Source organism: Pseudomonas sp. SJZ077, from assembly GCF_007993905.1.
GTDB classification, from domain to species: domain Bacteria; phylum Pseudomonadota; class Gammaproteobacteria; order Pseudomonadales; family Pseudomonadaceae; genus Aquipseudomonas; species Aquipseudomonas mandelii.
This window is the reverse complement of sequence record NZ_VIUJ01000016.1, coordinates 15,527-38,975: the sequence shown is the minus strand read 5'-3', so window position 1 is coordinate 38,975 and position 23,449 is coordinate 15,527. Positions and strand designations below refer to the sequence as shown.

The window sequence follows — 23,449 nt, the reverse complement described above, 5'->3', positions numbered from 1 at the left end:
GCCAATGAATAACGTCAAACGCACTGCACTGCTCGGTTTCTCCTGTCTGACTGCCCTGCTCACGGTCACCCAGGCACAGGCTGAACCCACGCTTTATCTCGGCATGAACGGCGGGACCATGGAGCGGCTCTACGCCGACAAGGTGCTGCCGGCGTTCGAGAAAGCCAACAACGTCAAAGTGGTGATCGTACCGGGGACTTCCGCCGATATCCTGGCCAAGGTCCAGGCCAGCAAAGGCAACCCGCAGATGCACGTGATGTTCCTCGACGACGGCATCATGTACCGCGCCATCGCCATGGGCTTGTGCGACAAACTCGAAGACAGCGCACCGCTGGCGCAGATTCCGGCCAAGGGTCGCATCAAGGATCAAGCGGTGGCGGTCAGCCTCGGCGTGACCGGGCTGGCGTACAACACGCGTCTGTTCAAGGAAAAAGGCTGGGCGGCGCCGACCTCGTGGATGGACATGGCCGACCCGCGCTTCAAGGACAAGCTGGTGTTCCAGTCGATGGCCTCCTCGACCTTCGGCCTGCATGGCTTCCTGATGTTCAACCGGATTCAGGGCGGCAGCGAAACCGACGTCGAGCCGGGCTTCAAGGCCTGGCCGAACACCGTCGGCCGCAACGTGCTGGAATACATTCCGAGCTCGGCGAAGATTTCCGAAATGCTCCAGACCGACGAAGCCGCGCTGTTCCCGCTGACCCCGACCCAAGTCACCGCGCTGAAACTCAAAGGCATGCCGGTGGAATACGCGCAGCCCAAGGAAGGCGCCGTGGTGCTCAACGTGGCCGAGTGCGCCATCGCCAACAACACGCAGCCGGAACTGGCACAGAAACTCGCTGCGTTTTTGCTGACGCCGCAAGCCCAGGCCACGGCGCTGGAGGATGGCGACCAGATCCCGTCCAACCCGAATACGCCGACCACCGATAAAACCCGGGGTCAGGTCGAGGCGATGAAGCAGTACCTGACCACCGCGATTGCCGTTGACTGGGACCAGGTCAATGAGCAGCGCCCGGCGTGGAATGCACGGTGGAATCGCAGTATCGAGCGGTAGTGACTGACACGCCGCATCACCCCGTTGGACTGCGAAGCAGCCCAACGGGGCATTGTGCTGAGGGCGAGCGCCCATTATCCGTCGGAAGGTTTGTTGCACACGGTTGGTGGAAGTCGGGCCGACGTAAATTGTGTGTCGCAGCACCGGCTGCACACTTTGCCGCTATCATGTCGCCCATTTCCAAGCCCCCGCGCCCTCCCCTCGATCAATAGCGAACCCGCCCATGGATACCCTTGCCCAACTGCGCGCCGGTCAACTGACAGGTATCACCCGCCTGGACCTGGCCTGCGGCCTGACTGAATTTCCGCGAGAAATCTTCGACCTGGCGGACTCGCTCGAAGTGCTCAACCTCAGCGGCAACGCCTTGAGCCGGCTGCCAGATGATCTGCACCGCCTGACCCGCTTGCGCGTGCTGTTTTGCTCGGACAACCTGTTCACCGAACTGCCCGCGTGCCTCGGCCAATGCACCGCATTGACGATGATCGGCTTCAAGGCCAATGCCATCGAGACGGTGCCCGCCGCTGCGCTGCCGCCATTGCTGCGTTGGCTGATCCTGACCGATAACCGCCTCAATGAATTGCCCACCGAGTTGGGTCAGCGCCCACACCTGCAAAAACTCATGCTCGCCGGCAATCGCTTGCAGCGCCTGCCCGAAAGCCTGAGCCAATGCCATCGACTCGAACTGATCCGCATCGCCGCCAACCAACTGACTGAGCTGCCCGAGTGGCTGCTGACCCTGCCAAGCCTGACCTGGCTGGCCTATGCCGGTAACCCGCTGGAAACCGAAGCCGATGCCGCAGCCCTCGATGCCACGGCGAGTATTGCGTGGTCCGAGCTGCGCCTGGAGCAACAGCTGGGCGAAGGTGCTTCGGGAGTGATTCATCGGGCGACGTGGGAGCAACCGGGTCAACCGGCCACCCAGGTTGCGGTCAAACTCTACAAAGGCGAAATGACCAGCGACGGTTCACCGCTGCACGAAATGAACGCCTGCATTACCGCCGGTCTTCACCCCAATCTGATCCGGGTCGAAGGCCGAATCGTCGGGCATCCCGAAGAGCAGGCCGGGCTGTTGATGCAACTGATTGATCCGAGTTATCGCAACCTGGCCGGGCTGCCGAGCCTGGCGTCCTGTACCCGTGACGTCTATGCCGATGACACCCGTTTCAGTGCGCACGTCGCACTGCGCATGGCCCGCGCAATCGCCTCGGTGGCCGAGCATCTGCATCACCAGGGCATCACCCATGGCGATCTCTATGGCCACAATATTTTGTGCAACGAGCACGGTAATTGCCTGTTGGGGGACTTTGGCGCGGCGTCTTTCCATGCGACGTGCGACAGCCTTGAAAGCCGTGCGCTGCAACGGATCGAAGTGCGGGCATTCGGGGTGTTGCTGGGGGAATTGCTGGAGCGGATCGACTCGGGGTTGAGTGATGAAAGGCGTTTGCAGCTGGAGGCGTTGCAGCAGCGCTGCTGCCAGCCGCAGGTGCTGGCGCGGCCGGGGTTCAGTGAGATAGGACAGGCGTTAGCCGCGTTCAACTGAGCTAAAGGCAAGTACAAAACCTGTGGCGAGGGAGCTTGCTCCCGCTGGACGGCGCAGCCGTCCCAAAAACGACGGCTGCTGCGCACCCGAGCGGGAGCAAGCTCCCTCGCCACAAATAGAATTACAACCGGTTCGGCTTAACCCGCCAAACCCACAAACATATCCTGCACATCATCATGGTTATCGAGGCCTTCCAGGAACGCCTCGACTTCAGCCATCTGCTCATCGCTCAAACCGCTTACCGGGTTTTTTGGCTGATACCCCAACTTGGCCGACAACACGGTAAAACCTTGCTCAGGCAGCGCTTTCTGAACGGCGTCCAGGTCCGCAGGGTCGGTCAGGAACAGGGTCGTGCCCTCTTCGTCTCCTGGCTCGAAATCCTGGGCTCCCGCTTCAATCGCAGCCATTTCCGGATCGGCGTCAGGGCTGTCCGGAGACGCTTCGATCATGCCCACATGGTTGAAGTCCCACGATACCGAACCGGAAGCGCCCAACTGGCCCTTGCGGAAAGCCACGCGGATTTCCGCGACGGTGCGGTTGATGTTGTCGGTGACGCATTCAACGATCAGCGGCACCTGATGCGGAGCGAAACCTTCATACGTCACGCGATGGTATTGCACGGTTTCGCCCAACAGACCCGCGCCTTTCTTGATCGCACGATCCAGGGTTTCCTTGGGCATCGAGGCTTTTTTCGCCTGCTCGACCACCAGACGCAGGTGTGCGTTGGTGGCGGTATCGGCACCGTTGCGGGCAGCAATAGTGATTTCTTTCACCAGTTTGCCGAAGATCTTGCCCTTGGCGTTAGATGCCGCTTCTTTGTGTTTAACCTTCCACTGTGCGCCCATTACTCACTCTCTTATCTGTGGCGCCGAGACATCTATTGGCCGACGCTTTGCGCAAGTTTATACGGCCTAAAGTTGGCAATCGACCAAAAAATCCACCCCGGCTCACCGGCATGACCAATCGACTTCTTCACCGGCGGTTGTAGGGCGATTCTGAAATGTTCACTTGCGGTGACCATAAAGGTCCGTGGTTTCGTACCCTCTGCGCCCATATTCCATGGCAGAAGCGCGTTCGATGCACAACGACAAGGAAAGTCCCTACACCCTGACCCTCCTGGACAGTGGATTGACTCTGCAGGTGTTGCAGTTCAGTGGCCGAGAAAGTCTCAACCAGCCCTATCGTTTCGAGATCGAAGTAATCGGCCTGGCACCCGCCATGAACCTCGAGCAGTTGCTGCAGCAACCGGCGTTCCTGAGCCTGAGGGGTGACAGCGGCATTCACGGCATCTTGCACAGCGCCAGTCGCGAGCACCGTGGCCCGCACCGAATCGGCTACCATCTGGTGCTGGTGCCCTGGCTGCAGCAACTGGACCGACACCCTTGCCGGCGGGTTTTTCATCAACTCGACGCGCCCGCCATCCTGCGCCAGTTGCTCAGCGAAAACGCGATCACCGAAGACAGCTTCCGTTTTGAACTGCCCAACGGACGCTATGCGGTGCGACCGTTCTGCATTCAGTTTGATGAGACCGACCTGGCGTTCCTGCAACGGCTCTGCGAAGAAGAAGGCATCCACTATCACTTCGAACATCAGCACGACGGCCATGTGCTGGTGTTGGCGGATGACAGCCTGAGCTTCCCCCAGGAACCGCTGCTGATGCCCTTTCACGGCGAGACGGCCGACCCCGCCAGCGTGCCGGTGATCACTGAGTTGTTCCAGCGCCATGCCTCGCCTGCACCGCAACAGCTCCAGCGCGAGCAATCGAGCCGTCGATCACTGGAACGGCTGCGCTGCCGGCATCGGCAGATTCAGGGGCAAAGCAATCACAGTGATTTGCGCGGCGGATGCATCGTGCAAGTGTCGGAACATCCCATCGCGAACTTCAACGACCAATGGCTGCTGACCGAGATCCGGCATCAGGGCCGACAGCCGTCGATTCTCGCCGAGGACACCGCCGACAAGCTCCGGCGTTACAGCAATCAGTTCAGCGCGATTCCGTGGTCCACGGTGTTCCGGCCAGCGCTCACACAGGCCAGACCGAGCATTCCGGGCTATCAGAAGGCGCGAGTGCTGGGCGCTGTCGGGCAACCCGCGGTGCTGGATGCTCAAGGGCGGATTGAGGTCCGGTTGTGGCCCACCGCGCAAGCCGACGACAAGGAATCAACCGGTCTCTGGCTACCCGTGGCCCTCGCCGCGCCGGACGGTCGGATCGATCCGTCCAGGCTGCCGCTCGCCGGCACCGACGTGCTCATCAGTTTTCTCGACAGCGACCCGGATCGTCCTGTGTTGTGTGCGGCGGCGAGCAACCCGCCAGCGCCTCGACCCACTCGCCAGCCACGCAGCGATGGCCTTCTGTTGCTCGATTGGCTGGTCAACCGTCGGGACTGATCAGCCCTTGTCAGCCTTGCCAGCCGCCGCGAACCTGGTCAGGCGCACATCCACAGCGCTTTCGCGAACAAGCTTCGCTCCTGCAGGTTCCTGTATGTTTTTACGGCACGCAGGACCAGGCCTCCAGCACCTGTTCCAGCCAGAAAGGTCTCATCGGTTTTTTCCTCAGGTACGCAGGGGTTTTACGGTCATCGCCTGGTTAGGCACGGAAGCGCTTTCGACGCGCAGGCCAGCCGGACGGCTGTTCCAGTGGGGGATCAGCACCAGGGCGGAGAACAATGCGCAGCCGGCGAAGACGATGAACACGGTGACCGAGTCGAAATAACCCGGCAGCAATCCGCCGAGAATCGCCCCGACCGAGCCGCAACCGTTGACGAACCCGGCGGCCGTGGCGCCCGCCTTGGCGGTGCCGAAATCAATCGCTGCCGCCCCGCTGATCATCGAATCCGGCCCGTACAAGGTCAGGCCCATGACAAACAGCAGCGCCACCACCCACAGCACGCTGCCGGTGTGCAGAGCGCCCATGAAGAGCGCCAGGGAAACGGTCAATGCCAACAGACTGATCACGCAGGCCGGCATGCGCCGGGCGCCGAACAGTTTGTCCGAGGCCAGCCCGAGCAGGATCGGCCCCAGCAGCCCGGCCAGTTCAAACGCGGTAGGAATGATTGCCGCGCCCACTTTGCCCACCGAGGGCATCTGCTCGAAGACGATCACCGGCCCCCAGAGCAGAATCGCGTAGCGCGCCGGTTTCAACAGGAAATACGCCAGGCCCAATACCAGCACCGTGCGGTTGCGCAGGATTTCCTTTAACGGTTCAAGCACGCTGGTCTTGCTTTGCGCGCAGGCCTCTTTCGTTGTCAGTTCCGGCTCCACTGCGGGCAAGCCGACGTCTTGCGGTTTATTGCGTTGGAAAATAAAAAACAGCACGGCGACCAGTCCAACCACTGCCGCACTGGAAATGAACGCCGCGTGCCAGCTGCCGATGAGCGTATACGCCCACCAGCCGGCAAACGGCGAGGCCACCAGACCGCCAAAGGCGTAGCAGGAACTCCACAGCCCCAGCACCCTTCCGCGCTGCCGGGCAGGGAAAAAACTGCCCATGTTCTTGCACAGTCCCGACCATCCGGTGGACTGCGCCAGGCCTTGAATCAGCATGCAGGTGGCAAAGATCGGTAACGTCGCGAAACTGCCCATCACCAGGGCGGCCGCTGCAGAAATGAGCAATCCGCCAAGCACCACGACCCGAGGGCCAAAGCGGTCGGCGAGGATGCCCCAGGTGAATTGACCGAAGGCGTAGGCGGTCAGGTAGAGGGCGTCGAGGTTGGCCATGGCCATTTTGTCGAGCATGAAGGTGGGGTCTTCGGCGATCCCCAGTTTGGCCACGGAAAAGGCTTTGCGGGTGAAGTAGAAAGCGGCGTAGGCGAGCCAGGTGATCGCGAAGATCTGCACGCGCCACCGCTTGATGGTGCCGATGGAGTTGTTCATTGTGATTTCTGACCTCAGGGTGTGAGTGTGCCGGCAGAAATTGAGAAATAACGCCTGTTTTTTTATTGTTGAGCACTTCGATACCGCTGCTTCCCTGAGGCGATACCGGTCAGATGAGGCCTGTAACTGCACGCGCAGGCTCATGGCCACCGACGCTGTTCGACTGACCAGTCACCGGGGCTCAGTTCGATAAAAACAATTACTGATTAATAAGTGAAATCGATTTATCGTATTTCCAATATAGGCTCGGCTTGTTACTGGAGGTTTCGATGTCGGTTTCCCACGCCCAACTCAAAGCCTTCCACGCCGTGGCCGTCCACGGAAGCTTTACCAAAGCCGCCGAGCGGCTTTTTCTTACGCAACCGGCGATTTCCGACCAAGTGCGCAAGCTCGAAGAGCGCTTCGGGGTGTTGCTGTTTCACCGCAACAAACGCTCGGTGCGCCTGACGGATCTGGGCGAGCGCTTGTTGAGCATTACCCAGCGCCTGTTCGTCATCGAGGACGAGGCGCAGGAGCTCTTGCATGACTCCCGGGCCTTGCAGACCGGCAGCCTGATTCTCGCGGTGGATGCGCCGGTGCACGTACTGCCGCAGATTGCGCGTTTCTGTGAACGCTACCCCGGCATCAGCGTAAAAATCGAAACCGGCAACACCGACGAGTCGCTGTTTCGCCTGTTCAACTATCAGGCCGACCTGGCGTTGCTCGGCCGGGATGTGAGTGACGAGCGGCTGATCTCGCTGCCGCTGCGCAATGACCCGATGGTGGCCTTCGTTTCACACAATCATCCGTGGGCGAATCGCGAATCGATTTGCCTGGCGGATTTACACGACACGCCCCTGGTGCTGCGGGAAATCGGTTCGGTGACGCGTCAGACACTGGAAGAGGAAATGGCCCAGGCCGGGTTTTCCATCCGCCCGGCGATCCAGGTTGAAGGCCGGGAAGCGGCGCGTGAAGCGGTGGTCGTGGGGATCGGGGTGGGCGTGGTGTCCGCCGCCGAGTTTGGCGCGGATTCGCGGGTGTGTGCGTTGCCGATTACCGATTGCACACGGCGATTGACCGAAACGCTGGTGTGCCTGCGCGAGCAGAGTTCGCGGCGGGTGGTGGCGACGTTTCTGGAGATGGTGCGCGAGAGTCTGGTGTAGGCAGGTCTGGCCTCTTCGCGGGCAAGCCTCGCTCCCACAGGTTATGCGTCGTATACAAGACCTGCGGCCAGCATAACCCCCTGTGGGAGCGAGGCTTGCCCGCGAAGGCCGCGCCTCGCTTTATCGGATAGGCGCCAATTCAAAAAACGCCCGAATCAAACGCAAATCCCGCCGCCGTTCCATGCACCCGATCATGTGCCGGTTAACCAGCCCTTCACCCAAAATCGGCACTGCCGCCACCCGCGGGTCATGACTGACCTCAACCGAAGACACCACGCCAACCCCCAACTCGGCGGCCACGGCCTCGGTCACCGCCTCGCGACTGTCCAGCTCCAGCAACACCCTCGGGTTGACCGATGCCGACGCGCAAGCTTCATCGAATGTCCGCCGGGTAATCGAACTCGGCTCACGCAACACCATGATCACCTGATCCAGCTCCTTGAGCTTCACGCCCTTGGACGCCTTGGCCCAGGGATGACTGTCAGGCACCAGCGCGCAAATCCGTGATTCGCTCAACGCTTGCAGATGCAGGCCTTTGCGCGGCTCGACTTCAGTCAACACCGCCACGTCGGCATGCTCGGACAACAACGCTGCCAGGGTTTCCTGAGCATTGCCCAAGCGCAGATTCACGGTAATTCCGGGGTATCGCGCGCGCAGACTGGCGAGCATCGGCATCACCATGTGCGGCCCGTCCGCTGCGACTTCCAGGCGCCCGGTCAGCAACTGTCGATTCGCTTCCAGCAGCACTTGCGCTTCTTCGGCCAGGCCAAACATCGCCCGGGTGATCGCCGCCAGCTTGGTGCCCTCCTCCGTCAGCTCCACGCGTCGCGCGGTGCGGCGCAGCAAGGTGATTTGATAATGCTCCTCCAACGCCTTGATGTGCCCGGTGACCGCCGGTTGGCTGATGAACAGCCGCTCGGCCGCACGGGTGAAGCTGCCTTCGCGGGCCACGGCGTCGAAGGCTCGAAGCTGGAACAGGTTCATGAATAACTCTCACTGATGGCTGGCATAACAACAAACAATTTGATTGATAGCACCCGAAATTGCAATTTATGCCCCGTAGCTTCATCCCACAGAGAGCTTTTGCGAGGACACAAGAATGAGCACTGCCGAGCCAATCCTGCTCACCCCCGGCCCACTGACCACGTCGGCCCGCACCCGTCAGGCGATGATGGTCGACTGGGGTTCATGGGATGACCGCTTCAATCAACTGACCGCCAGCCTGTGCGAGCAATTGCTGGCAATCATCAACGGCGGCGACAGCCACCACTGCGTGCCCTTGCAAGGCAGCGGTACGTTCGCGGTCGAAGCGGCCATCGGCACGCTGGTGCCTCGCGACGGCAAAGTGCTGGTGCTGATCAACGGCGCCTACGGCAAACGCCTGGCGAAAATCTGCGAAGTGCTCGGGCGCTCCTTCAGCACCTTCGAAACCGCCGAAGACGAACCGACCACCGCCGCCGACGTCGACCGTCTGCTGCACGCCGATGCCAGCATTACCCACGTTGCGCTGATTCACTGCGAAACCAGCACCGGCATCCTCAATCCGCTGCCGGAGATTGCCCACGTCATTGCGCAACACGGCAAACGCCTGATCATCGACGCCATGAGCTCCTTTGGCGCGCTGCCAATCGATGCGCAACAGGTGCCGTTCGACGCGCTGATCGCCGCCTCGGGCAAATGCCTGGAAGGCGTGCCGGGCATGGGTTTCGTCTTTGCCCGCAAAGACGCACTGGCCAACGCGGCTGGCAATTCGCACTCACTGGCGATGGATTTGTTCGACCAGCACACCTACATGGCCAAGACCGGCCAATGGCGCTTTACGCCGCCCACCCATGTGGTCGCCGCGCTGCACGAAGCCTTGCTGCAATACAACGAAGAAGGTGGTTTGCCGGCGCGGCATCAGCGCTATGCCAACAACTGCCAGGTGCTGCTCGATGACATGGCCAAACTCGGCTTGCGCAGCTTCCTGCCCGCCGCGATCCAGGCCCCGATCATTGTCACGTTCCACGCGCCGAAAGACCCGCGCTATCAGTTCAAGGAGTTCTACGAACGCGTCAAGGCCAAGGGTTTCATCCTCTACCCCGGCAAATTGACCCAGGTCGAAACCTTCCGCGTCGGCTGCATCGGACACGTCAACCAGGCCGAGATGCACGCAGCGGTAGCGGCGGTCGCCGACGTACTGCGCGAGATGGAAGTCCTCGAAATCTGAATGAGCAGGCACCGCTGATCCTGTAGGAGCGAGGCTTGCCCGCGAATGCAGACGACGCGGTTCTTCGAACACACCGAATTATCGTTCTTCGCGGGCAAGCCTCGCTCCTACAAGGGACACAACACATGAACTACAACAACCCAACCAAACTCCAGGCCGCCATCCTTGACTGGGCCGGCACCGTGGTCGACTTCGGCTCGTTCGCGCCGACGCAGATTTTTGTCGAAGCCTTCGCCGAGTTCGACGTCCAGGTCTCCATCGAAGAAGCCCGCGGGCCGATGGGCATGGGCAAGTGGGACCACATTCGCACCCTGTGTGATCAGCCGGAAGTTGCCGAGCGTTATCGCACCGTGTTCGGCCGCACCCCGACCGACGATGATGTCACCGCCATCTACAAGCGTTTCATGCCGCTGCAGATCGAGAAAATCGCCGAGCACTCGGCGCTGATTCCGGGTGCACTCGACACCATCGCCAACCTGCGTCAGCAAGGGATCAAGATCGGCTCCTGCTCCGGCTACCCGAAACAGGTCATGGACAAGGTGGTCGAACTGGCCGCCACCAACGGTTACGTGGCCGATCACGTGGTCGCCACCGACGAAGTGCCTAACGGCCGTCCATGGCCGGCACAGGCCTTGGCCAACGTGATTGCGCTGGGCATCGACGACGTCGCGGCCTGCGTGAAGATCGATGACACTGTGCCGGGTATTCTCGAAGGACGTCGCGCCGGCATGTGGACCGTGGCGCTGATCTGCTCCGGTAACGCGCTGGGGCTGGATTACAAAGGTTTCCGCGCCTTGGGCAGCGAGCAACTCGACAGTGAACGCAAACGCATCCACGCGATGTTCGAAGGTTCGCGGCCGCACTACATGATCGATACCATCACCGACTTGCCGCAAGTGATCGCCGACATCAACAAGCGTCTGGCCAAGGGTGAGATGCCACAAAGCAGTTGATAACGTTTACTGATTCATAAAAAAGCGCCAGCTCCGTTTCGGAACTGGCGCTTTTTTTGGGCGATCACTTGAGCCAGAGCATTGAATGCCCAAACAGCCACAGGCAAATCGACCAAAGCGGTTTACAGTTAAAAAACACCGTCGAACAAGAACGGTGGGCTTTTTGACCAGACTGTGAGGAACACCGTATGCCCTGGAAGAACTCCGAATCACGCTACAGCACTGTATCGATCACGCTGCATTGGTTGATGCTGGTCCTGCTGGCGCTGGTTTACGCCTGTATCGAATTTCGCGGGATCTTTCCCAAAGGCAGCGGTGGCCGGACGCTGATCACCGAATCGCACTTCATGCTCGGCTTGACGGTGTTCGTATTGGTTTGGCTGCGGTTGTTCGCGCGCAGCCTGGGCCCGGCACCACAGATCTTCCCGGCCTCGCCCCGCTGGCAGACCGTGCTGGCCAGACTGATGCACTGGGCGCTGTACATTTTCATGATCGCGATGCCGGTACTCGGTTGGCTGGTGACCAGCGCCAAGGGGCATCAGGTGATGTTCTATGGCGTTGACCTACCGCTGCTGATCCCGGAGGACAAGACGCTGGCCAAGCAAATCGAGGAATGGCATGAACTCGGCGGCACCATCGGCTATTGGCTGATCGGCCTGCACGCGGCGGCGGGGATTTATCACCACTACGTGGTGCGCGATAACACGCTGCTGCGGATGATGCCCAAGCGCGGGTGAAAAACACTGATCCCTGTGGCGAGGGGGTTTCAGGTTTTCAAGCTGCCCCCCCGGCAGCCCTGCAATCCGCCCGTGTGGACGAAGATCAGCCGTGTGCCCTTTTCAAATGTTCCAGCCTCGACTTGCTGCTTGAGCATCAGCAGCGCCTTGCCGGTGTACAGCGGTTCGAGGGGAACTCCCGAAGCCTGTTCCGCCTGGTCGATGAAACTGAGCAGCAGAGGATCGACTTTGGCAAAGCCACCACGGCTGGCATCGAACAGTTCGTAAGCCACGTCATGACTACCCGCCTCTCGGACAATCGATTCAACCTGCTGTGCCACACCATGATCGTCGGGCACCGCGAGCGCGCCATACACCGGGTGTTCGCCCGCCTCCGCCAGCGTCAGGCCGGCCAGGGTCGTGCCGGTTCCGCAAGCCAGCCACCAACCGTCGTAATCGCTCCAGCCCAGGTCGCCGAGTTGATCGAGGACCATCGCCTTCAACTGCCTGCAACCCCGCGCCCCCCGAAGACCGCCGCCCCCTTCAGGCACCGGATACAGGTCGGGATATTGCACTTGCCAGGGCAGCCAGAAACCCGCTTCATGCCGCGCTCGATAACCGCCATAACCCAACCAGTGCAACTGCATGCCGAACGCTTGCAAGTCTTTCACCGTCGGTGTTTCCAGCGGATGACCGCGCAGCAGGCCGACCGTTTTGAAATCGAAACGTTTGCCGGCAGCTGCCAGTGCATGCAGATGATTGGAGTGGGCACCGCCGAGGCTGATGATGCCTTGGGCGCCGATCCGGTCAGCGGCGTTGAGGTGTTCGATGAGTTTGAACCACTTGTTGCCGCTGATCAGTGGGTCGATCCGGTCGAGACGCAGGATGGCGACTTCGATGCTGGCCGTGGTGAGCCAGTCGAGGTCAAGGGGCTGGAGCGGGGCTTGGGGTAGCCAGTCGTTGGGAGGGAGAAGCATCAAGGCCAGCTCTGGGTGAAGAGTCGGCATCTTAGCAGCCAATGTGTGGCGAGGGAGCTTGCTCCCGCTCGGCTGCGCAGCGGCCGCAAAACTGGCGACAGTGATTAACCTGACACACCACGATCGCTGATAGAGGGAGTCCTTCGGACTCCAACGGGAGCAAGCTCCCTCGCCACAGGGATTGAGTTGCTTACAACTCAGCAGCCAACCGCGAACCCTGATTGATCGCGCGCTTGGCATCCAACTCCGCCGCCACGTCCGCGCCACCAATCAAATGCACGTTCTGCCCGGCAGCCACCAGCCCCTCCTGCAATTCACGCAGCGGATCCTGCCCGGCGCAGATCACGATGTTGTCCACCGGCAGCACCTGCGGCTCACCGGTTTCGCCGATGCGGATGTGCAGGCCTTCATCATCAATCTTCAAGTATTCGACGCTGTTGAGCATCTGCACCTGCTTGTTCTTCAGACCGGTGCGATGAATCCAGCCAGTGGTTTTGCCCAGGCCGTCGCCGACCTTGGATTTCTTGCGTTGCAGCAGGAACACCTCGCGAGCCGGCGCATGGGGTTCAGCCTTGATGCCGGCAACACCGCCGCGCGCTTCAAGATGCGTGTCGATGCCCCACTCCTTCCAGAACGCATCGCGGTCCAGACTGGTGGAAACGCCTTGGTGAACCAGGAATTCCGACACGTCGAAACCGATACCGCCTGCGCCAATTACCGCGACACGCTTGCCCACCGGTTTACGCTCGAGAATCACGTCCAGGTAGCTCAGCACCTTGGCGTTTTCAACGCCGGGAATCGCCGGGGTTCTTGGGGCGATGCCGGTGGCCAGGATAATTTCGTCGTAACCGCCCTCAACCAGTTTCGCCACGTCGACACGGGTGTTCAGGCACACCTCGACGTTGGTAGTTTGCAGTTTGCGGTTGAAATAGCGCAGGGTTTCGACGAACTCTTCCTTGCCCGGCACACGCTTGGCAATGTTGAACTGACCGCCAATCTCGCTTGCCGAATCAAACAGCGTCACCGAGTGCCCACGCTCGGCCGCCACAGTGGCCGCGGACAGGCCAGCAGGACCGGCACCCACCACGGCGATTTTCTTGATCTGCTGCACCGGCAGGTAGTTAAGCTCGGTTTCATGGCAAGCACGGGGGTTCACCAGACAGCTGGTCAACTTGCCGCCGAAGGTATGATCCAGGCATGCCTGGTTGCAACCGATGCAGGTGTTGATTTCGTCGCCACGGCCAGCGGCCGCCTTGTTGACGAAGTCCGGGTCGGCGAGGAACGGCCGCGCCATGGACACCATGTCGGCATCGCCTTCGGCCAGAATCTGCTCGGCCACTTCTGGCGTATTGATGCGGTTGGTGGTGATCAACGGAATGCTCACCGAACCACGCAGCTTGGCCGTGACTTTGCTGAACGCCGCACGCGGCACTTTGGTGGCGATGGTCGGAATCCGCGCTTCGTGCCAGCCGATGCCGGTGTTGATGATGGTCGCGCCGGCCTGCTCGATGGCTTTGGCCAGGGTCACGATCTCTTCCCAGCTGCTGCCGCCTTCCACCAGGTCGAGCATCGACAGGCGGAAGATGATGATGAAGTTCGGGCCGACCGCTTCGCGTACACGGCGGACGATTTCCACCGGCAGGCGCATACGGTTTTCGTAGCTGCCCCCCCAACGGTCGGTGCGGTGGTTGGTGTGGGCGGCGAGGAACTGGTTAATGAAATAACCTTCCGAACCCATGATCTCGACGCCGTCGTACTCGGCTTTTTGCGCCAGGGTCGAGCACGTGACGAAATCGCTGATCTGCTTCTCGATACCTTCCTCGTCCAGCTCTTTAGGCTTGAACGGGTTGATCGGCGCCTGAATGGCACTCGGCGCGACCTGTTTCGGGCTGTAGGCATAACGACCGGCGTGGAGGATCTGCATGCAGATCTTGCCGCCCGCCTCGTGCACTGCACGGGTCACGATCTGGTGCTTGAGCGCTTCTTCCTCGGTGGTCAGTTTGGCCGCGCCGGAATACACCCCGCCCTCATCGTTCGGACCAATGCCGCCGGTGACCATCAGGCCGACACCGCCGCGAGCACGCTCGGCGAAGTACGCCGCCATGCGTTCGAAACCACCAGGCTTTTCCTCAAGACCGGTGTGCATCGAACCCATCAGGGTGCGGTTGCGCAGCGTGGTGAAACCCAGGTCCAGCGGGGCCAACAGGTGCGGGTAATGAGCGGCGGCCATTTGTAACTCCACATCGAGCGATCACGGAAAAAATGCAGGAGCTCTTCGGCCCCCGTCAGTCATGTTGGACAGACTAAGAGTCGCGCCCCCGTCACTCAATGACCGAAACTGACAACTTATTGATCCAAATGTGCAGCGCCCCTTGGCAAGCGTCGGCATGGGCCCTACCCTAGTCGCGAACCCTGCACACGGCTGTCGACTGTTTTCCATGCGCAAACTTCTGTACCTGACTTTCTCCATGGCATTGATAGCCGCCCTCACGACCTACGCCATGTGGGCCGCCGACCGTCCGGTGGGTCATTACCTGTCGGACCTGCGCATCCAACTCGCGGTCGATCAAGGCACACCCGCCGATCGCGGCAATCTGCTGGGTATCCAGCCCGAGCTGTTTCCCACCGACTATCAAAGCCCCGAACGCCTGCACCGCAAGCTCGCCGCCTATTTGCAGCAGGCCCAGGACCAAGGCTTGCTCAATGAAAAGACCATCGTCGTGCTGCCCGAACATATCGGCACCTGGCTGATGGTCAGCGGCGAGAAAGATGAGCTGTACCAGGCGACCACACTTGAGGAAGCCATGAACTGGCTGGCGGTGAGCAATCCTGTGCAGTTCGTCCGTGCGTTGATCAGCGCCAAGGGCGACAGTCGTCTCGATGACGCTCACTTGCGAATGAAGGCCAAAAGCATGGCCAAGGATTATCAGGCACTGTTCGGGGGGCTGGCGAAGGCCTTCAACGTGACCCTGGTGGCCGGCACTATCGTGCTGCCCGAACCGAGCATCATCGACGGAACACTGAAAGTCGGCCGCGGTGCGTTGTACAACAGCAGCGTGGTGTTCGGTCGCGACGGTGTGCCGATCGGCCAGCCGCAACGCCAGATGCATCCGGTCTTTGCTGACCATGACGTCATCCAGGCCAATGGCGAGCATACGCTCAACGTTGTCGACACACCGGCTGGACGCTTGGGCGTACTGATCGGCAGCGACAGCTGGTACCCGGATAACTACCGCAAACTCGACGCTCAGGGCGCCCATTTGGTGGCTGTTCCGGCGTATGTCGTTGGCCGCGACACCTGGGACAAACCGTGGCGGGGTTACAAGGGGCTGTCGACGCCCAGCTCGGTCAGCCTCAAGGCCGGTGAACTCAGTGAAGGCCAGGCCTGGCATCGTCTGACATTGACCGGCCAGCCGCCCAGCAGCCGGGCCATTGCCGGCATGAGCGTGTTCCTGCGCGGTCAATTCTGGGACAAGGGCAGCGCGGGTCAAAGTTTTCTCAGCAACAACGGGCAGCAGTTCGCCGACGGCAACGCCCGTGGCGCGCGTTTGCTGAACCTCTGGTTGTAACCCATGAAACCGCTGCCGATGCGCCTTGGGGATCTGTCGGTGGGCTTTGTTCACAGCCTGGCCGACGCCGTGCGCAGTCACGGTGTGGACCCGCAACCGTTGCTTGAGCAATACGGCCTCGATGCCGCGCGCCTGGCCGAAGCGGGGGCCCGGCTGTCGATCCCGCGCTACATGCGCCTGGGCCACGGAGCCATTCAACTGACCGATAACCCGGCGCTGGGTTTGCGCATGGGCCAGCTCAGTCGTCTGAGTCAGGCCGGCCTGGCCGGAGTCACCGCCGCCCAGGCGCCGACGGTTCGCGAAGCGGCGCGCTGCCTGATTCGTTTTGAAGCCCTGTATGGCTCCAACTACCGTGGTCAATCGAGCTTTCATGAAGACGCTCAGGGCGCGTGGCTGCGGTTCTATTCCATCAGTCCCTACAACGCCTACAACCGCTTCGTGGTGGATTCGATCATCGCCGGGTGGTTGCAGCAATTGTCCAGCGTGAGCCCTGCCCCGCTTCGCGCCGAACGGATCGAGATTGAGTTTGCCGAACCGGATTATCGTGAAGCATATGCCGCGCTGGGCGATTGTCCGATTCAGTTCGGCGCCGAACAGAATCAACTGCGCCTGAGCCTGGCCAGCCTCGCCCAGCGCAACCCGGAGCACTGCCCGAGTACCTGGCGACACTTGCTGCAACTCTGTGAGCGGGAACTGGAGCAACTGACACGCACCCGCAGCCTGCGTGAACGCATCACTCAGTTGCTGGGGCCATTGCTCAATGGTGGCCGGGAACCCGACCTGGAAGAAGTGGCGGCACGTCTGAAGCTGCCGACCTGGACCTTGCGTCGCAAACTCGCCGAGGAAGGCACGCAATTTCGCGCCATTCTCAATGACACGCGCCGCGACCTGGCCATGACCTACATTCGCGACACGGAACTGGCGTTCGGTGAAATCGCCTACCTGCTGGGTTTTGCCTCAGCCGAAGCTTTCCAACGCGCCTTCAAACGCTGGAACGGCCAGACACCCGGCGAGTTTCGCCGCAGCCATCGCCAATCCGCGTGATGCTTAAAGCTCTGTAGCGTCTTCCGCTGGCTCCAATGGGTCCAGTTCAAATGCCTGATACTCGAGCAGCTCTTCTTGATAATCGTCCATTGTGAAATCCCCCTACCGCTCGTTTAAAAATGCCTGAATAAATGACCAACGCCCCGAGCATAAAGTGCCCGCGTGAAAGAAAAATGACGCGGGCGCACCGCTCAGCGGCTACTTATAAAACGTAGCAGGCGGTCAGGAATTTATCACAGGATTTTTTCGATAAAGGCTGTAGGACTGCAGCCTGGTTGACGCGGATCAAACTAACAGCCATTTCGGGAACGGTGCCATCTGACACGATCCCGAAATGTACATCGATTACTGGCTGGCAGCCGGCATGGCCGAAATAGGCTCGCTCGGTGGCGGCAGGCTGGATTGCGGCGGTGGCGTAACGGTTTCCGGGGACGGAACCGGCTCCGGGTTTTCAACCGGGGTGATCGGCGCTGTTTCAGGCGGTGGTGCGACGGGTTCCGAGGCCGCGGGGGCTGGAGCAGGTTCAACTGCAGGCGCTGGCGCAGGCTCCGCAGCAGGGGCCGGCGTTGGGGCCAAAGGCGCCGGAGCAGCCTTGGCTTCCGGCATGCCCAGGTCGGTCTTGGGTTTCTCGGGGATGTGTGCAGCCTTTTTCGCTTCCGGCGGCAGGAACAACTCCACCAGCGCAAAGAAACGCTCGTAGAACTTGGCCGACGAGACGGTTTCGCTGGCAACCTTGACCATCGAATCGTCGGAGGAACCGATCGGCATCGACACCGAACCCAACACACCCACGCCCACACTGGCCGAGTTATTGGTTTTCTTCAGCGCATAACGGTCCTGCAGGGCGTTGGCGAACATGGTCGCATGATGGCCCTCACTGCCATCATCGGCACACACCACACTGAAGCTGATCTCCATGTGGGTCTCGCCGGTCTGCTGGAAGCTTTTGTGTCCGCTGACCAGCTTCGGGTCGGCGCTGGTGATGATATAGCCCTGGCTCAGCAACGCCCGACGGGCGGCTTCGCAGGTCTGCGCATCCGTCACCGGGTAATTGCGCGAAAACGTCCCGGAGTCATCGAAGTTCTCATGCTCGTAGATGGGGGCTTTCTTCGACGAGCAGCCGGCAGCGGCGGCCAGCAACAACGCCAGCCCGGCAACACGCATGGGAATTGATTTAAACATTGAACATCCTGAGGGAAACGGTCCGGGGCGTATTGTGCAACAGATCGATGCTTAGCGGAGCATCGATTAGTGTCTTAAAACATTTACAAGGCTACTGACTGTCAGCTATGGGAAAAAGTCCCGTCTGAGTGACCGAAGGGCCCCTCGGAAGTCGCGGCCTGGATCGCACACATAAAAAACCCCGGCCTTTCGGCCGGGGTCTTTATGGAACGGGCAACTCAGTCAAGCATCAGAAACGCTTGATCTCGGCCTGGCTTTCCAGCTGTTTGCGGTAGGCCGCAAAGTCCTGCTGGCCAATGCGCGAGGCGAGGAAGCGACGGTATTGGGCCTTCTCTTCTTCGGTCGGCGCGGCGGCTTCGTTCACGCCGTTCAGGCGCACGATCACGAGACTACCATCCGTCAGGGTCACGCTGCTGTAGGTCGGCTTGTCCTTGGCGACAGGTTTTGGCATGCGGAACAGCGCTTGCAGCACGGTTGGGTCAATCCCTTCCTGAGCGCGAGTTGCCGCTTCAGTCACTTTCCAGTTCTGACCGTCAATCGCCTTGTCCAGCGGAGTCTTGCCATCGCGCAGGCTGGCGATCAACTCATCAGCCTTGGTCTTGGCGGCAGCACTGGCGTGCTCCTTGGCCAACTGCGCACGAATGCTGGCATTGACGCTTTCCAGCGGCAGTTGCGCAGGCTTCAAGTGTTCCTTGGCGCGCAGCACGATCACGGTTTCCGGGTCCAGCTCGATGGCGGTGCTGTTGGCACCTTCATCCAGCACTTCAGGACTGAACGCCGCGGTGATCACGGCACGGTTAGCCGCCACACCTTCGCCACCCTCGCGGCCAAACGGCTTGGAGGTGTGGACAGTCAGCTTCAGGTCTTGCGCCGGCTGGGCCAGATCGGAGGACTCGAACGAAGAGTCTTCCAGTTGCTTGGTCGCCTCGACAAAACGCTGCTCGACCTGCTGGGTTTTCAGCTCACGGGTCAGCTTGTCTTTCAGGCTGGCCAGCGTCGGCACTTCCGGTGCTTCAACGCCCAACAGTTTGATCAGGTGGAAACCGAAGTCAGTGCGAATCGGTGCCGACACTTGATCCTTGGCCAACGCATACAGCGCGGTTTCAAATGCAGGGTCGTATACACCAGGGCCTGCGTAGCCCAGGTCACCGCCGTTGTTCGCCGAACCCGGGTCCTGGGAGAATTCCTTGGCCAGCGCCTCGAATTTCTCGCCTTTGGCCAGACGCGCCTGAATGTCTTCGATCTTGGCCTTGGCTTGCGCCTCGGTCACTTTATCGTTCACTTCGATCAGAATGTGCGCAGCCCGGCGTTGCTCGGACAGGTTCGCGATTTCTTTCTGATACGCCGCTTGCAGGTCTTCGTCCTTGACGCTGACCTGATCGAAGAAGGAAGACTTCTTCAATTCCAGGTAATCGATGACAACCTGATCCGGCGTCATGAATTCCTTGGCATGTTCGTCGTAGTAGGCCTTGACCTCATCGTCGGTCAGCTTCACCGCTGCCGGGTCAACCTTGACGTTCAGGGAAGCGAAATCGCGGGTCTGTTTTTCCAGACGGGCGAAGGCCAGAACCTGTGCGTCGGTGACGAAACCGCTACCCGCCAGGCCAGCGCGCAGCTGACCGATCAGCATTTCCTGAGCCAGCATCTGGCGGAATTGCATGCGGCTGTAGCCCAGTTGACGAATCACCTGATCGAAGCGCTCAGCACTGAACTTGCCATCCACCTGGAACTCAGGTGTTTGCAGGATCACTTGGTCCAAGGCCGCTTCGGAGAAAGCGAATTTCGATTCTTCTGCGCCTTGCAGCAGCAGTTTGCGGTCGATCAAGCCTTTGAGAGCCGATTCGCGCAGCATTTTTTCGTCGAGCAAGGAAGCGTCGAAATCCTTGCCCAGCTGTTGCATCAGCTGACGGCGTTGCATATCGACCGCCTGGCTCAGCTCGTTCTGGCTGATTTCTTCGCCGTTAACCTTGGCCGCATCATTACGACTGGTGGTGGCCTGAAAAATGGCGTCGAAACCGGTCAAAGCCATCAGTGCAACGATGACCCCGATAATGGTCTTGGCAATCCAGCCTTGTGAATTGTCCCTGATATTCTGCAGCATGCGTCCCCCAGAAACGGTTGAACTTCAAAATTAGGCAACCGTGGAGCGTGGGTAGAATCCGGATAGAAGAAAGGCGCATCCGAGGATGCGCCTTCTCGTAACTGGCGGAGCGGACCAAGGGTTCGAACTTGCGACCCTCGGCGTCTCGGACCGGCAACTTGCCGACTGGACTACCGCTCCGCTGCCAGGTCAGGCATGACCCCGACCCGGATAGGCAAAAACCTGAAACGAACTTAGTTGACAGCTTCTTTCAGTGCTTTACCGGCTTTGAAACCTGGTTTTTTGGCTGCTGCGATTTCCAGCGTCTTACCGGTCTGTGGGTTACGACCAATGCGAGCTGGACGATCGGTAACGGAGAAGGTACCGAAACCAACCAGAACAACAGAGTCGCCAGCCTTGAGAGCGCCAGTGACGGATTCGATTACAGCGTCCAGCGCACGGCCAGCAGCAGCTTTCGGGATATCAGCGGATGCAGCGATAGCATCAATCAGTTCCGACTTGTTCACTCTAAGTCCCCTTATATCTATTTGAGTATGATTCTAAGTTTTTTGGTGAAAGCAAAAACGAGTGCTGAATGGCCTACAGACACTTAAGAGCCGCTTTATAACAAGGGCTCTAAAAAGCTGTCAACAAGCCACTCAGGCAAATGCGTACTAATGCGTGCTAATTCTTTCCTTAGAGTCAGACTCGCGTTTTTCATCCTTTGCAACTATCTCTGGAACCACATCTGGCAGCGGCTCCGGCGCGTATTGCAGCGCAATTTGCAGGACCTCGTCAATCCATTTAACCGGTTTAATCTGCAGATCTTGCTTGATATTGTCAGGAATTTCCTTCAGATCGCGCACGTTCTCTTCAGGAATGATCACGGTCTTGATCCCGCCACGGTGAGCAGCCAGCAGCTTTTCCTTCAATCCGCCAATCGCCAACACCTGGCCACGCAAGGTGATTTCGCCTGTCATGGCAACATCCGCACGTACTGGAATCCCGGTCAATGCCGACACCAGGGCCGTGCACATGCCTACGCCGGCGCTAGGGCCGTCTTTCGGGGTCGCCCCTTCCGGCATGTGGATGTGCGTGTCGCGCTTCTCGTGGAAGTCCAGGGGAATCCCCAGGCTCTTCGCACGGCTGCGCACAACGGTCAGCGCGGCCGTGATCGATTCGACCATCACATCGCCCAGCGAACCGGTCTTGATCAGCTGGCCTTTACCCGGCACGACAGCAGCTTCGATGGTCAGCAATTCACCACCGACCTGAGTCCATGCCAGACCGGTGACCTGACCGATCTGATCCTGCGACTCAGCCAGACCGTAGCGGAATTTGCGCACACCCAGGAAGTGTTCCAGCATCTCGGCAGTGACCTTCACCGAGAAGCGTTTTTCCAGTGCGTGCTCTTTGACCGCCTTGCGGCAAACCTTCGCAATCTGGCGTTCCAGCCCACGCACACCGGCTTCGCGGGTGTAGTAGCGGATGATGTCGCGGATCGCTTCGGCGTCGAATTCCAGCTCGCCTTTCTTCAAGCCGTTGGCAGTAATCTGCTTGGGCGAGAGGTATTTGACGGCGATGTTGATCTTTTCGTCTTCGGTGTAGCCAGGCAGACGAATCACTTCCATCCGGTCGAGCAGCGCCGGCGGAATATTCATGGAATTCGAGGTGCACAGGAACATCACATCGGACAAGTCGTAGTCGACTTCCAGATAGTGATCGTTGAAGTTGTGGTTCTGCTCCGGATCGAGCACTTCCAGCAACGCCGACGCCGGATCGCCACGCATGTCGCTGCCCATTTTATCGATTTCATCGAGCAGGAACAGCGGGTTGCGGACGCCCACCTTCGTCATCTTTTGAATCAATCTTCCTGGCATCGAACCGATGTAAGTCCGGCGATGACCACGAATTTCCGCTTCGTCACGCACGCCACCGAGGGCCATACGGACAAATTTGCGGTTGGTGGCGTGAGCGATCGACTCTGCCAGAGAGGTTTTACCCACCCCTGGAGGACCGACCAGGCACAACACCGGACCACGAATTTTCTTCACGCGCTTTTGCACGGCGAGGTATTCGAGGATCCGCTCTTTGACTTCTTCCAGACCGTAGTGGTCTGCATCAAGAATGTCTTCTGCGCGCGCAAGGTCCAGGCGCACTTTGCTCTGGGCCTTCCACGGCACCTGAACCAGCCAGTCGATGTACGAACGCACCACGGTCGCTTCCGCGGACATTGGCGACATTTGTTTCAACTTGTTCAGTTCACCCTGGGCCTTGGCCAAGGCATCTTTGGGCAGGCCCGCGGCATCGATGCGCTTTTTCAGCTCTTCGATTTCGTTGTGGCCTTCGTCGCTGTCGCCGAGCTCTTTCTGAATGGCCTTCATCTGCTCATTCAGGTAGTACTCGCGCTGGCTGCGCTCCATTTGTTTCTTGACGCGACCGCGAATGCGTTTTTCGACTTGCAGCAGGTCGATCTCAGCATCCAGCAACGCCAGAACGTGCTCGACCCGGGCCGACAAATCGATGATTTCGAGGATTTCCTGCTTCTGCTCGATCTTCAGGGCCATGTGAGCGGCCATGGTGTCGACCAGGCGACCTGGCTCGTCGATGCTGTTGAGCGACGAGAGGACTTCAGCCGGGACTTTCTTGCCCAACTGCACATATTGTTCGAACTGAGCCAAAAGGCTGCGGACGAACACTTCCGACTCGCGCTCAGGCGCGTCGACTTCGTCGATCAGCGAGACTTCGGCACGGCAGTGGCCGTCCACTTCGCTGAAGCGCTCCACGGCGCCCCGCTGCTCGCCTTCGACCAGAACCTTGACCGTGCCGTCAGGCAGCTTGAGCAGCTGCAGAACGGTCGCAATGGTGCCTACGCGATAAAGTGCATCTTCACCGGGATCGTCGTCAGCAGGGTTTCTCTGAGCCAGCAGAAGAATCTGCTTGTCGCCCGTCATCGCAGCCTCGAGGGCTTCGATGGATTTCTCGCGCCCCACGAACAGCGGGATAACCATGTGCGGATAAACCACAACATCACGCAATGGCAGGAGAGGCAATTCGATGGTTGTCTTCATGATTTCGCCTCTACGGCGGCCATATGGCCGTAAACAGATGGA

Annotated in this window: 18 protein-coding genes; 9 read left to right on the top strand and 9 right to left on the bottom strand. The window is 59.9% G+C overall.

Features of this window, described 5'->3' with window-relative positions:
• Nucleotides 1–4: 4 nt before the first annotated feature.
• A complete protein-coding gene (locus FBY01_RS22150) occupies nucleotides 5–1,051 on the top strand; it encodes an ABC transporter substrate-binding protein (protein WP_010458748.1) in 1,047 nt (348 codons plus the stop codon).
• Between the two features lie 223 nt (nucleotides 1,052–1,274).
• On the top strand, nucleotides 1,275–2,591 hold the full coding sequence (locus FBY01_RS22145; protein WP_145309560.1) for a leucine-rich repeat-containing protein kinase family protein: 1,317 nt from the start codon (nucleotides 1,275–1,277) through the stop codon (nucleotides 2,589–2,591).
• Between the two features lie 137 nt (nucleotides 2,592–2,728).
• On the opposite strand, the gene FBY01_RS22140 is transcribed toward FBY01_RS22145, so the two are convergent.
• The gene (locus FBY01_RS22140) at nucleotides 2,729–3,436 is read right to left on the bottom strand and encodes a YebC/PmpR family DNA-binding transcriptional regulator (protein ID WP_010458744.1); all 708 of its coding nucleotides are present in this window, start codon (nucleotides 3,434–3,436) and stop codon (nucleotides 2,729–2,731) included.
• A gap of 232 nt (nucleotides 3,437–3,668) precedes the next feature.
• Between FBY01_RS22140 and FBY01_RS22135 the strand changes: the two genes are divergently transcribed.
• Entirely contained in the window at nucleotides 3,669–4,979 is a 1,311-nt protein-coding gene (locus FBY01_RS22135) for a type VI secretion system Vgr family protein (protein WP_145309558.1), read from the top strand.
• Between the two features lie 165 nt (nucleotides 4,980–5,144).
• Here FBY01_RS22135 and FBY01_RS22130 read toward each other — a convergent pair whose 3' ends face one another.
• Complete coding sequence (locus FBY01_RS22130; protein WP_077749748.1) at nucleotides 5,145–6,464, bottom strand: MFS transporter; 1,320 nt, start codon at nucleotides 6,462–6,464, stop codon at nucleotides 5,145–5,147.
• 269 nt (nucleotides 6,465–6,733) lie between these two features.
• On the opposite strand from FBY01_RS22130, the gene FBY01_RS22125 reads away from it, so the two are divergent.
• The gene (locus FBY01_RS22125) at nucleotides 6,734–7,606 is read left to right on the top strand and encodes a LysR family transcriptional regulator (RefSeq protein ID WP_145309556.1); all 873 of its coding nucleotides are present in this window, start codon (nucleotides 6,734–6,736) and stop codon (nucleotides 7,604–7,606) included.
• Nucleotides 7,607–7,726: 120 nt separating this feature from the next.
• On the opposite strand, the gene FBY01_RS22120 is transcribed toward FBY01_RS22125, so the two are convergent.
• The gene (locus FBY01_RS22120) at nucleotides 7,727–8,590 is read right to left on the bottom strand and encodes a LysR substrate-binding domain-containing protein (RefSeq protein ID WP_010458735.1); all 864 of its coding nucleotides are present in this window, start codon (nucleotides 8,588–8,590) and stop codon (nucleotides 7,727–7,729) included.
• Nucleotides 8,591–8,705: 115 nt separating this feature from the next.
• Between FBY01_RS22120 and FBY01_RS22115 the strand changes: the two genes are divergently transcribed.
• The 3 genes from FBY01_RS22115 to FBY01_RS22105 all read left to right on the top strand — a co-directional run bounded on the left by FBY01_RS22115 (nucleotide 8,706) and on the right by FBY01_RS22105 (nucleotide 11,505).
• Nucleotides 8,706–9,815: a 2-aminoethylphosphonate--pyruvate transaminase gene (locus FBY01_RS22115; RefSeq protein WP_145309554.1), complete on the top strand. Its 1,110-nt coding sequence runs from the start codon at nucleotides 8,706–8,708 to the stop codon at nucleotides 9,813–9,815.
• 125 nt (nucleotides 9,816–9,940) lie between these two features.
• Entirely contained in the window at nucleotides 9,941–10,768 is an 828-nt protein-coding gene (gene phnX / locus FBY01_RS22110) for a phosphonoacetaldehyde hydrolase (RefSeq protein WP_145309552.1), read from the top strand.
• A gap of 188 nt (nucleotides 10,769–10,956) precedes the next feature.
• Nucleotides 10,957–11,505, top strand: a complete 549-nt coding sequence (locus FBY01_RS22105; protein ID WP_010458728.1) for a cytochrome b — start codon at nucleotides 10,957–10,959, stop codon at nucleotides 11,503–11,505.
• 29 nt (nucleotides 11,506–11,534) lie between these two features.
• Here FBY01_RS22105 and FBY01_RS22100 read toward each other — a convergent pair whose 3' ends face one another.
• Nucleotides 11,535–12,461 carry a 1-aminocyclopropane-1-carboxylate deaminase/D-cysteine desulfhydrase gene (locus FBY01_RS22100; RefSeq protein WP_010458726.1) on the bottom strand — a complete coding sequence of 309 codons (927 nt, stop codon included), beginning with the start codon at nucleotides 12,459–12,461 and terminating at the stop codon, nucleotides 11,535–11,537.
• Between the two features lie 190 nt (nucleotides 12,462–12,651).
• The gene (locus FBY01_RS22095; protein ID WP_077749744.1) at nucleotides 12,652–14,691 is read right to left on the bottom strand and encodes an FAD-dependent oxidoreductase; all 2,040 of its coding nucleotides are present in this window, start codon (nucleotides 14,689–14,691) and stop codon (nucleotides 12,652–12,654) included.
• 208 nt (nucleotides 14,692–14,899) lie between these two features.
• On the opposite strand from FBY01_RS22095, the gene FBY01_RS22090 reads away from it, so the two are divergent.
• Both FBY01_RS22090 and FBY01_RS22085 read left to right on the top strand, forming a co-directional pair.
• Nucleotides 14,900–16,030 carry a carbon-nitrogen hydrolase family protein gene (locus tag FBY01_RS22090; RefSeq protein ID WP_083377195.1) on the top strand — a complete coding sequence of 377 codons (1,131 nt, stop codon included), beginning with the start codon at nucleotides 14,900–14,902 and terminating at the stop codon, nucleotides 16,028–16,030.
• 3 nt (nucleotides 16,031–16,033) lie between these two features.
• Nucleotides 16,034–17,074 carry an AraC family transcriptional regulator gene (locus FBY01_RS22085; RefSeq protein WP_010458719.1) on the top strand — a complete coding sequence of 347 codons (1,041 nt, stop codon included), beginning with the start codon at nucleotides 16,034–16,036 and terminating at the stop codon, nucleotides 17,072–17,074.
• 345 nt (nucleotides 17,075–17,419) lie between these two features.
• Here the strand turns inward: FBY01_RS22085 and FBY01_RS22080 are convergent, their stop codons facing one another.
• From FBY01_RS22080 to lon, 4 genes are all read right to left on the bottom strand, one after another.
• The gene (locus FBY01_RS22080) at nucleotides 17,420–18,256 is read right to left on the bottom strand and encodes a DUF2242 domain-containing protein (protein ID WP_145309551.1); all 837 of its coding nucleotides are present in this window, start codon (nucleotides 18,254–18,256) and stop codon (nucleotides 17,420–17,422) included.
• A gap of 229 nt (nucleotides 18,257–18,485) precedes the next feature.
• Nucleotides 18,486–20,357, bottom strand: a complete 1,872-nt coding sequence (locus FBY01_RS22075; protein ID WP_083377196.1) for a SurA N-terminal domain-containing protein — start codon at nucleotides 20,355–20,357, stop codon at nucleotides 18,486–18,488.
• Between the two features lie 233 nt (nucleotides 20,358–20,590).
• Nucleotides 20,591–20,863, bottom strand: a complete 273-nt coding sequence (locus FBY01_RS22070; RefSeq protein ID WP_002552737.1) for an HU family DNA-binding protein — start codon at nucleotides 20,861–20,863, stop codon at nucleotides 20,591–20,593.
• Nucleotides 20,864–21,010: 147 nt separating this feature from the next.
• Nucleotides 21,011–23,407, bottom strand: a complete 2,397-nt coding sequence (lon, locus tag FBY01_RS22065; protein WP_010458711.1) for an endopeptidase La — start codon at nucleotides 23,405–23,407, stop codon at nucleotides 21,011–21,013.
• Between the last annotated feature and the right edge of the window lie 42 nt (nucleotides 23,408–23,449).

Excerpts from the sequence above, each read along its gene's own strand:
- FBY01_RS22130 (WP_077749748.1), bottom strand. The coding sequence starts at position 6,464 with ATGAACAACTCCATCGGCACCATCAAGCGGTGGCGCGTGCAGATCTTC.
- FBY01_RS22100 (WP_010458726.1), bottom strand. The coding sequence starts at position 12,461 with ATGCTTCTCCCTCCCAACGACTGGCTACCCCAAGCCCCGCTCCAGCCC.
- FBY01_RS22120 (WP_010458735.1), bottom strand. The coding sequence starts at position 8,590 with ATGAACCTGTTCCAGCTTCGAGCCTTCGACGCCGTGGCCCGCGAAGGC.
- FBY01_RS22135 (WP_145309558.1), top strand. The coding sequence starts at position 3,669 with ATGCACAACGACAAGGAAAGTCCCTACACCCTGACCCTCCTGGACAGT.
- FBY01_RS22140 (WP_010458744.1), bottom strand. The coding sequence starts at position 3,436 with ATGGGCGCACAGTGGAAGGTTAAACACAAAGAAGCGGCATCTAACGCC.
- FBY01_RS22150 (WP_010458748.1), top strand. The coding sequence starts at position 5 with ATGAATAACGTCAAACGCACTGCACTGCTCGGTTTCTCCTGTCTGACT.
- phnX (WP_145309552.1), top strand. The coding sequence starts at position 9,941 with ATGAACTACAACAACCCAACCAAACTCCAGGCCGCCATCCTTGACTGG.
- FBY01_RS22090 (WP_083377195.1), top strand. The coding sequence starts at position 14,900 with ATGCGCAAACTTCTGTACCTGACTTTCTCCATGGCATTGATAGCCGCC.
- FBY01_RS22080 (WP_145309551.1), bottom strand. The coding sequence starts at position 18,256 with ATGTTTAAATCAATTCCCATGCGTGTTGCCGGGCTGGCGTTGTTGCTG.
- FBY01_RS22115 (WP_145309554.1), top strand. The coding sequence starts at position 8,706 with ATGAGCACTGCCGAGCCAATCCTGCTCACCCCCGGCCCACTGACCACG.
- FBY01_RS22105 (WP_010458728.1), top strand. The coding sequence starts at position 10,957 with ATGCCCTGGAAGAACTCCGAATCACGCTACAGCACTGTATCGATCACG.
- FBY01_RS22095 (WP_077749744.1), bottom strand. The coding sequence starts at position 14,691 with ATGGCCGCCGCTCATTACCCGCACCTGTTGGCCCCGCTGGACCTGGGT.
- FBY01_RS22125 (WP_145309556.1), top strand. The coding sequence starts at position 6,734 with ATGTCGGTTTCCCACGCCCAACTCAAAGCCTTCCACGCCGTGGCCGTC.
- FBY01_RS22145 (WP_145309560.1), top strand. The coding sequence starts at position 1,275 with ATGGATACCCTTGCCCAACTGCGCGCCGGTCAACTGACAGGTATCACC.
- lon (WP_010458711.1), bottom strand. The coding sequence starts at position 23,407 with ATGAAGACAACCATCGAATTGCCTCTCCTGCCATTGCGTGATGTTGTG.
- FBY01_RS22075 (WP_083377196.1), bottom strand. The coding sequence starts at position 20,357 with ATGCTGCAGAATATCAGGGACAATTCACAAGGCTGGATTGCCAAGACC.
- FBY01_RS22085 (WP_010458719.1), top strand. The coding sequence starts at position 16,034 with ATGAAACCGCTGCCGATGCGCCTTGGGGATCTGTCGGTGGGCTTTGTT.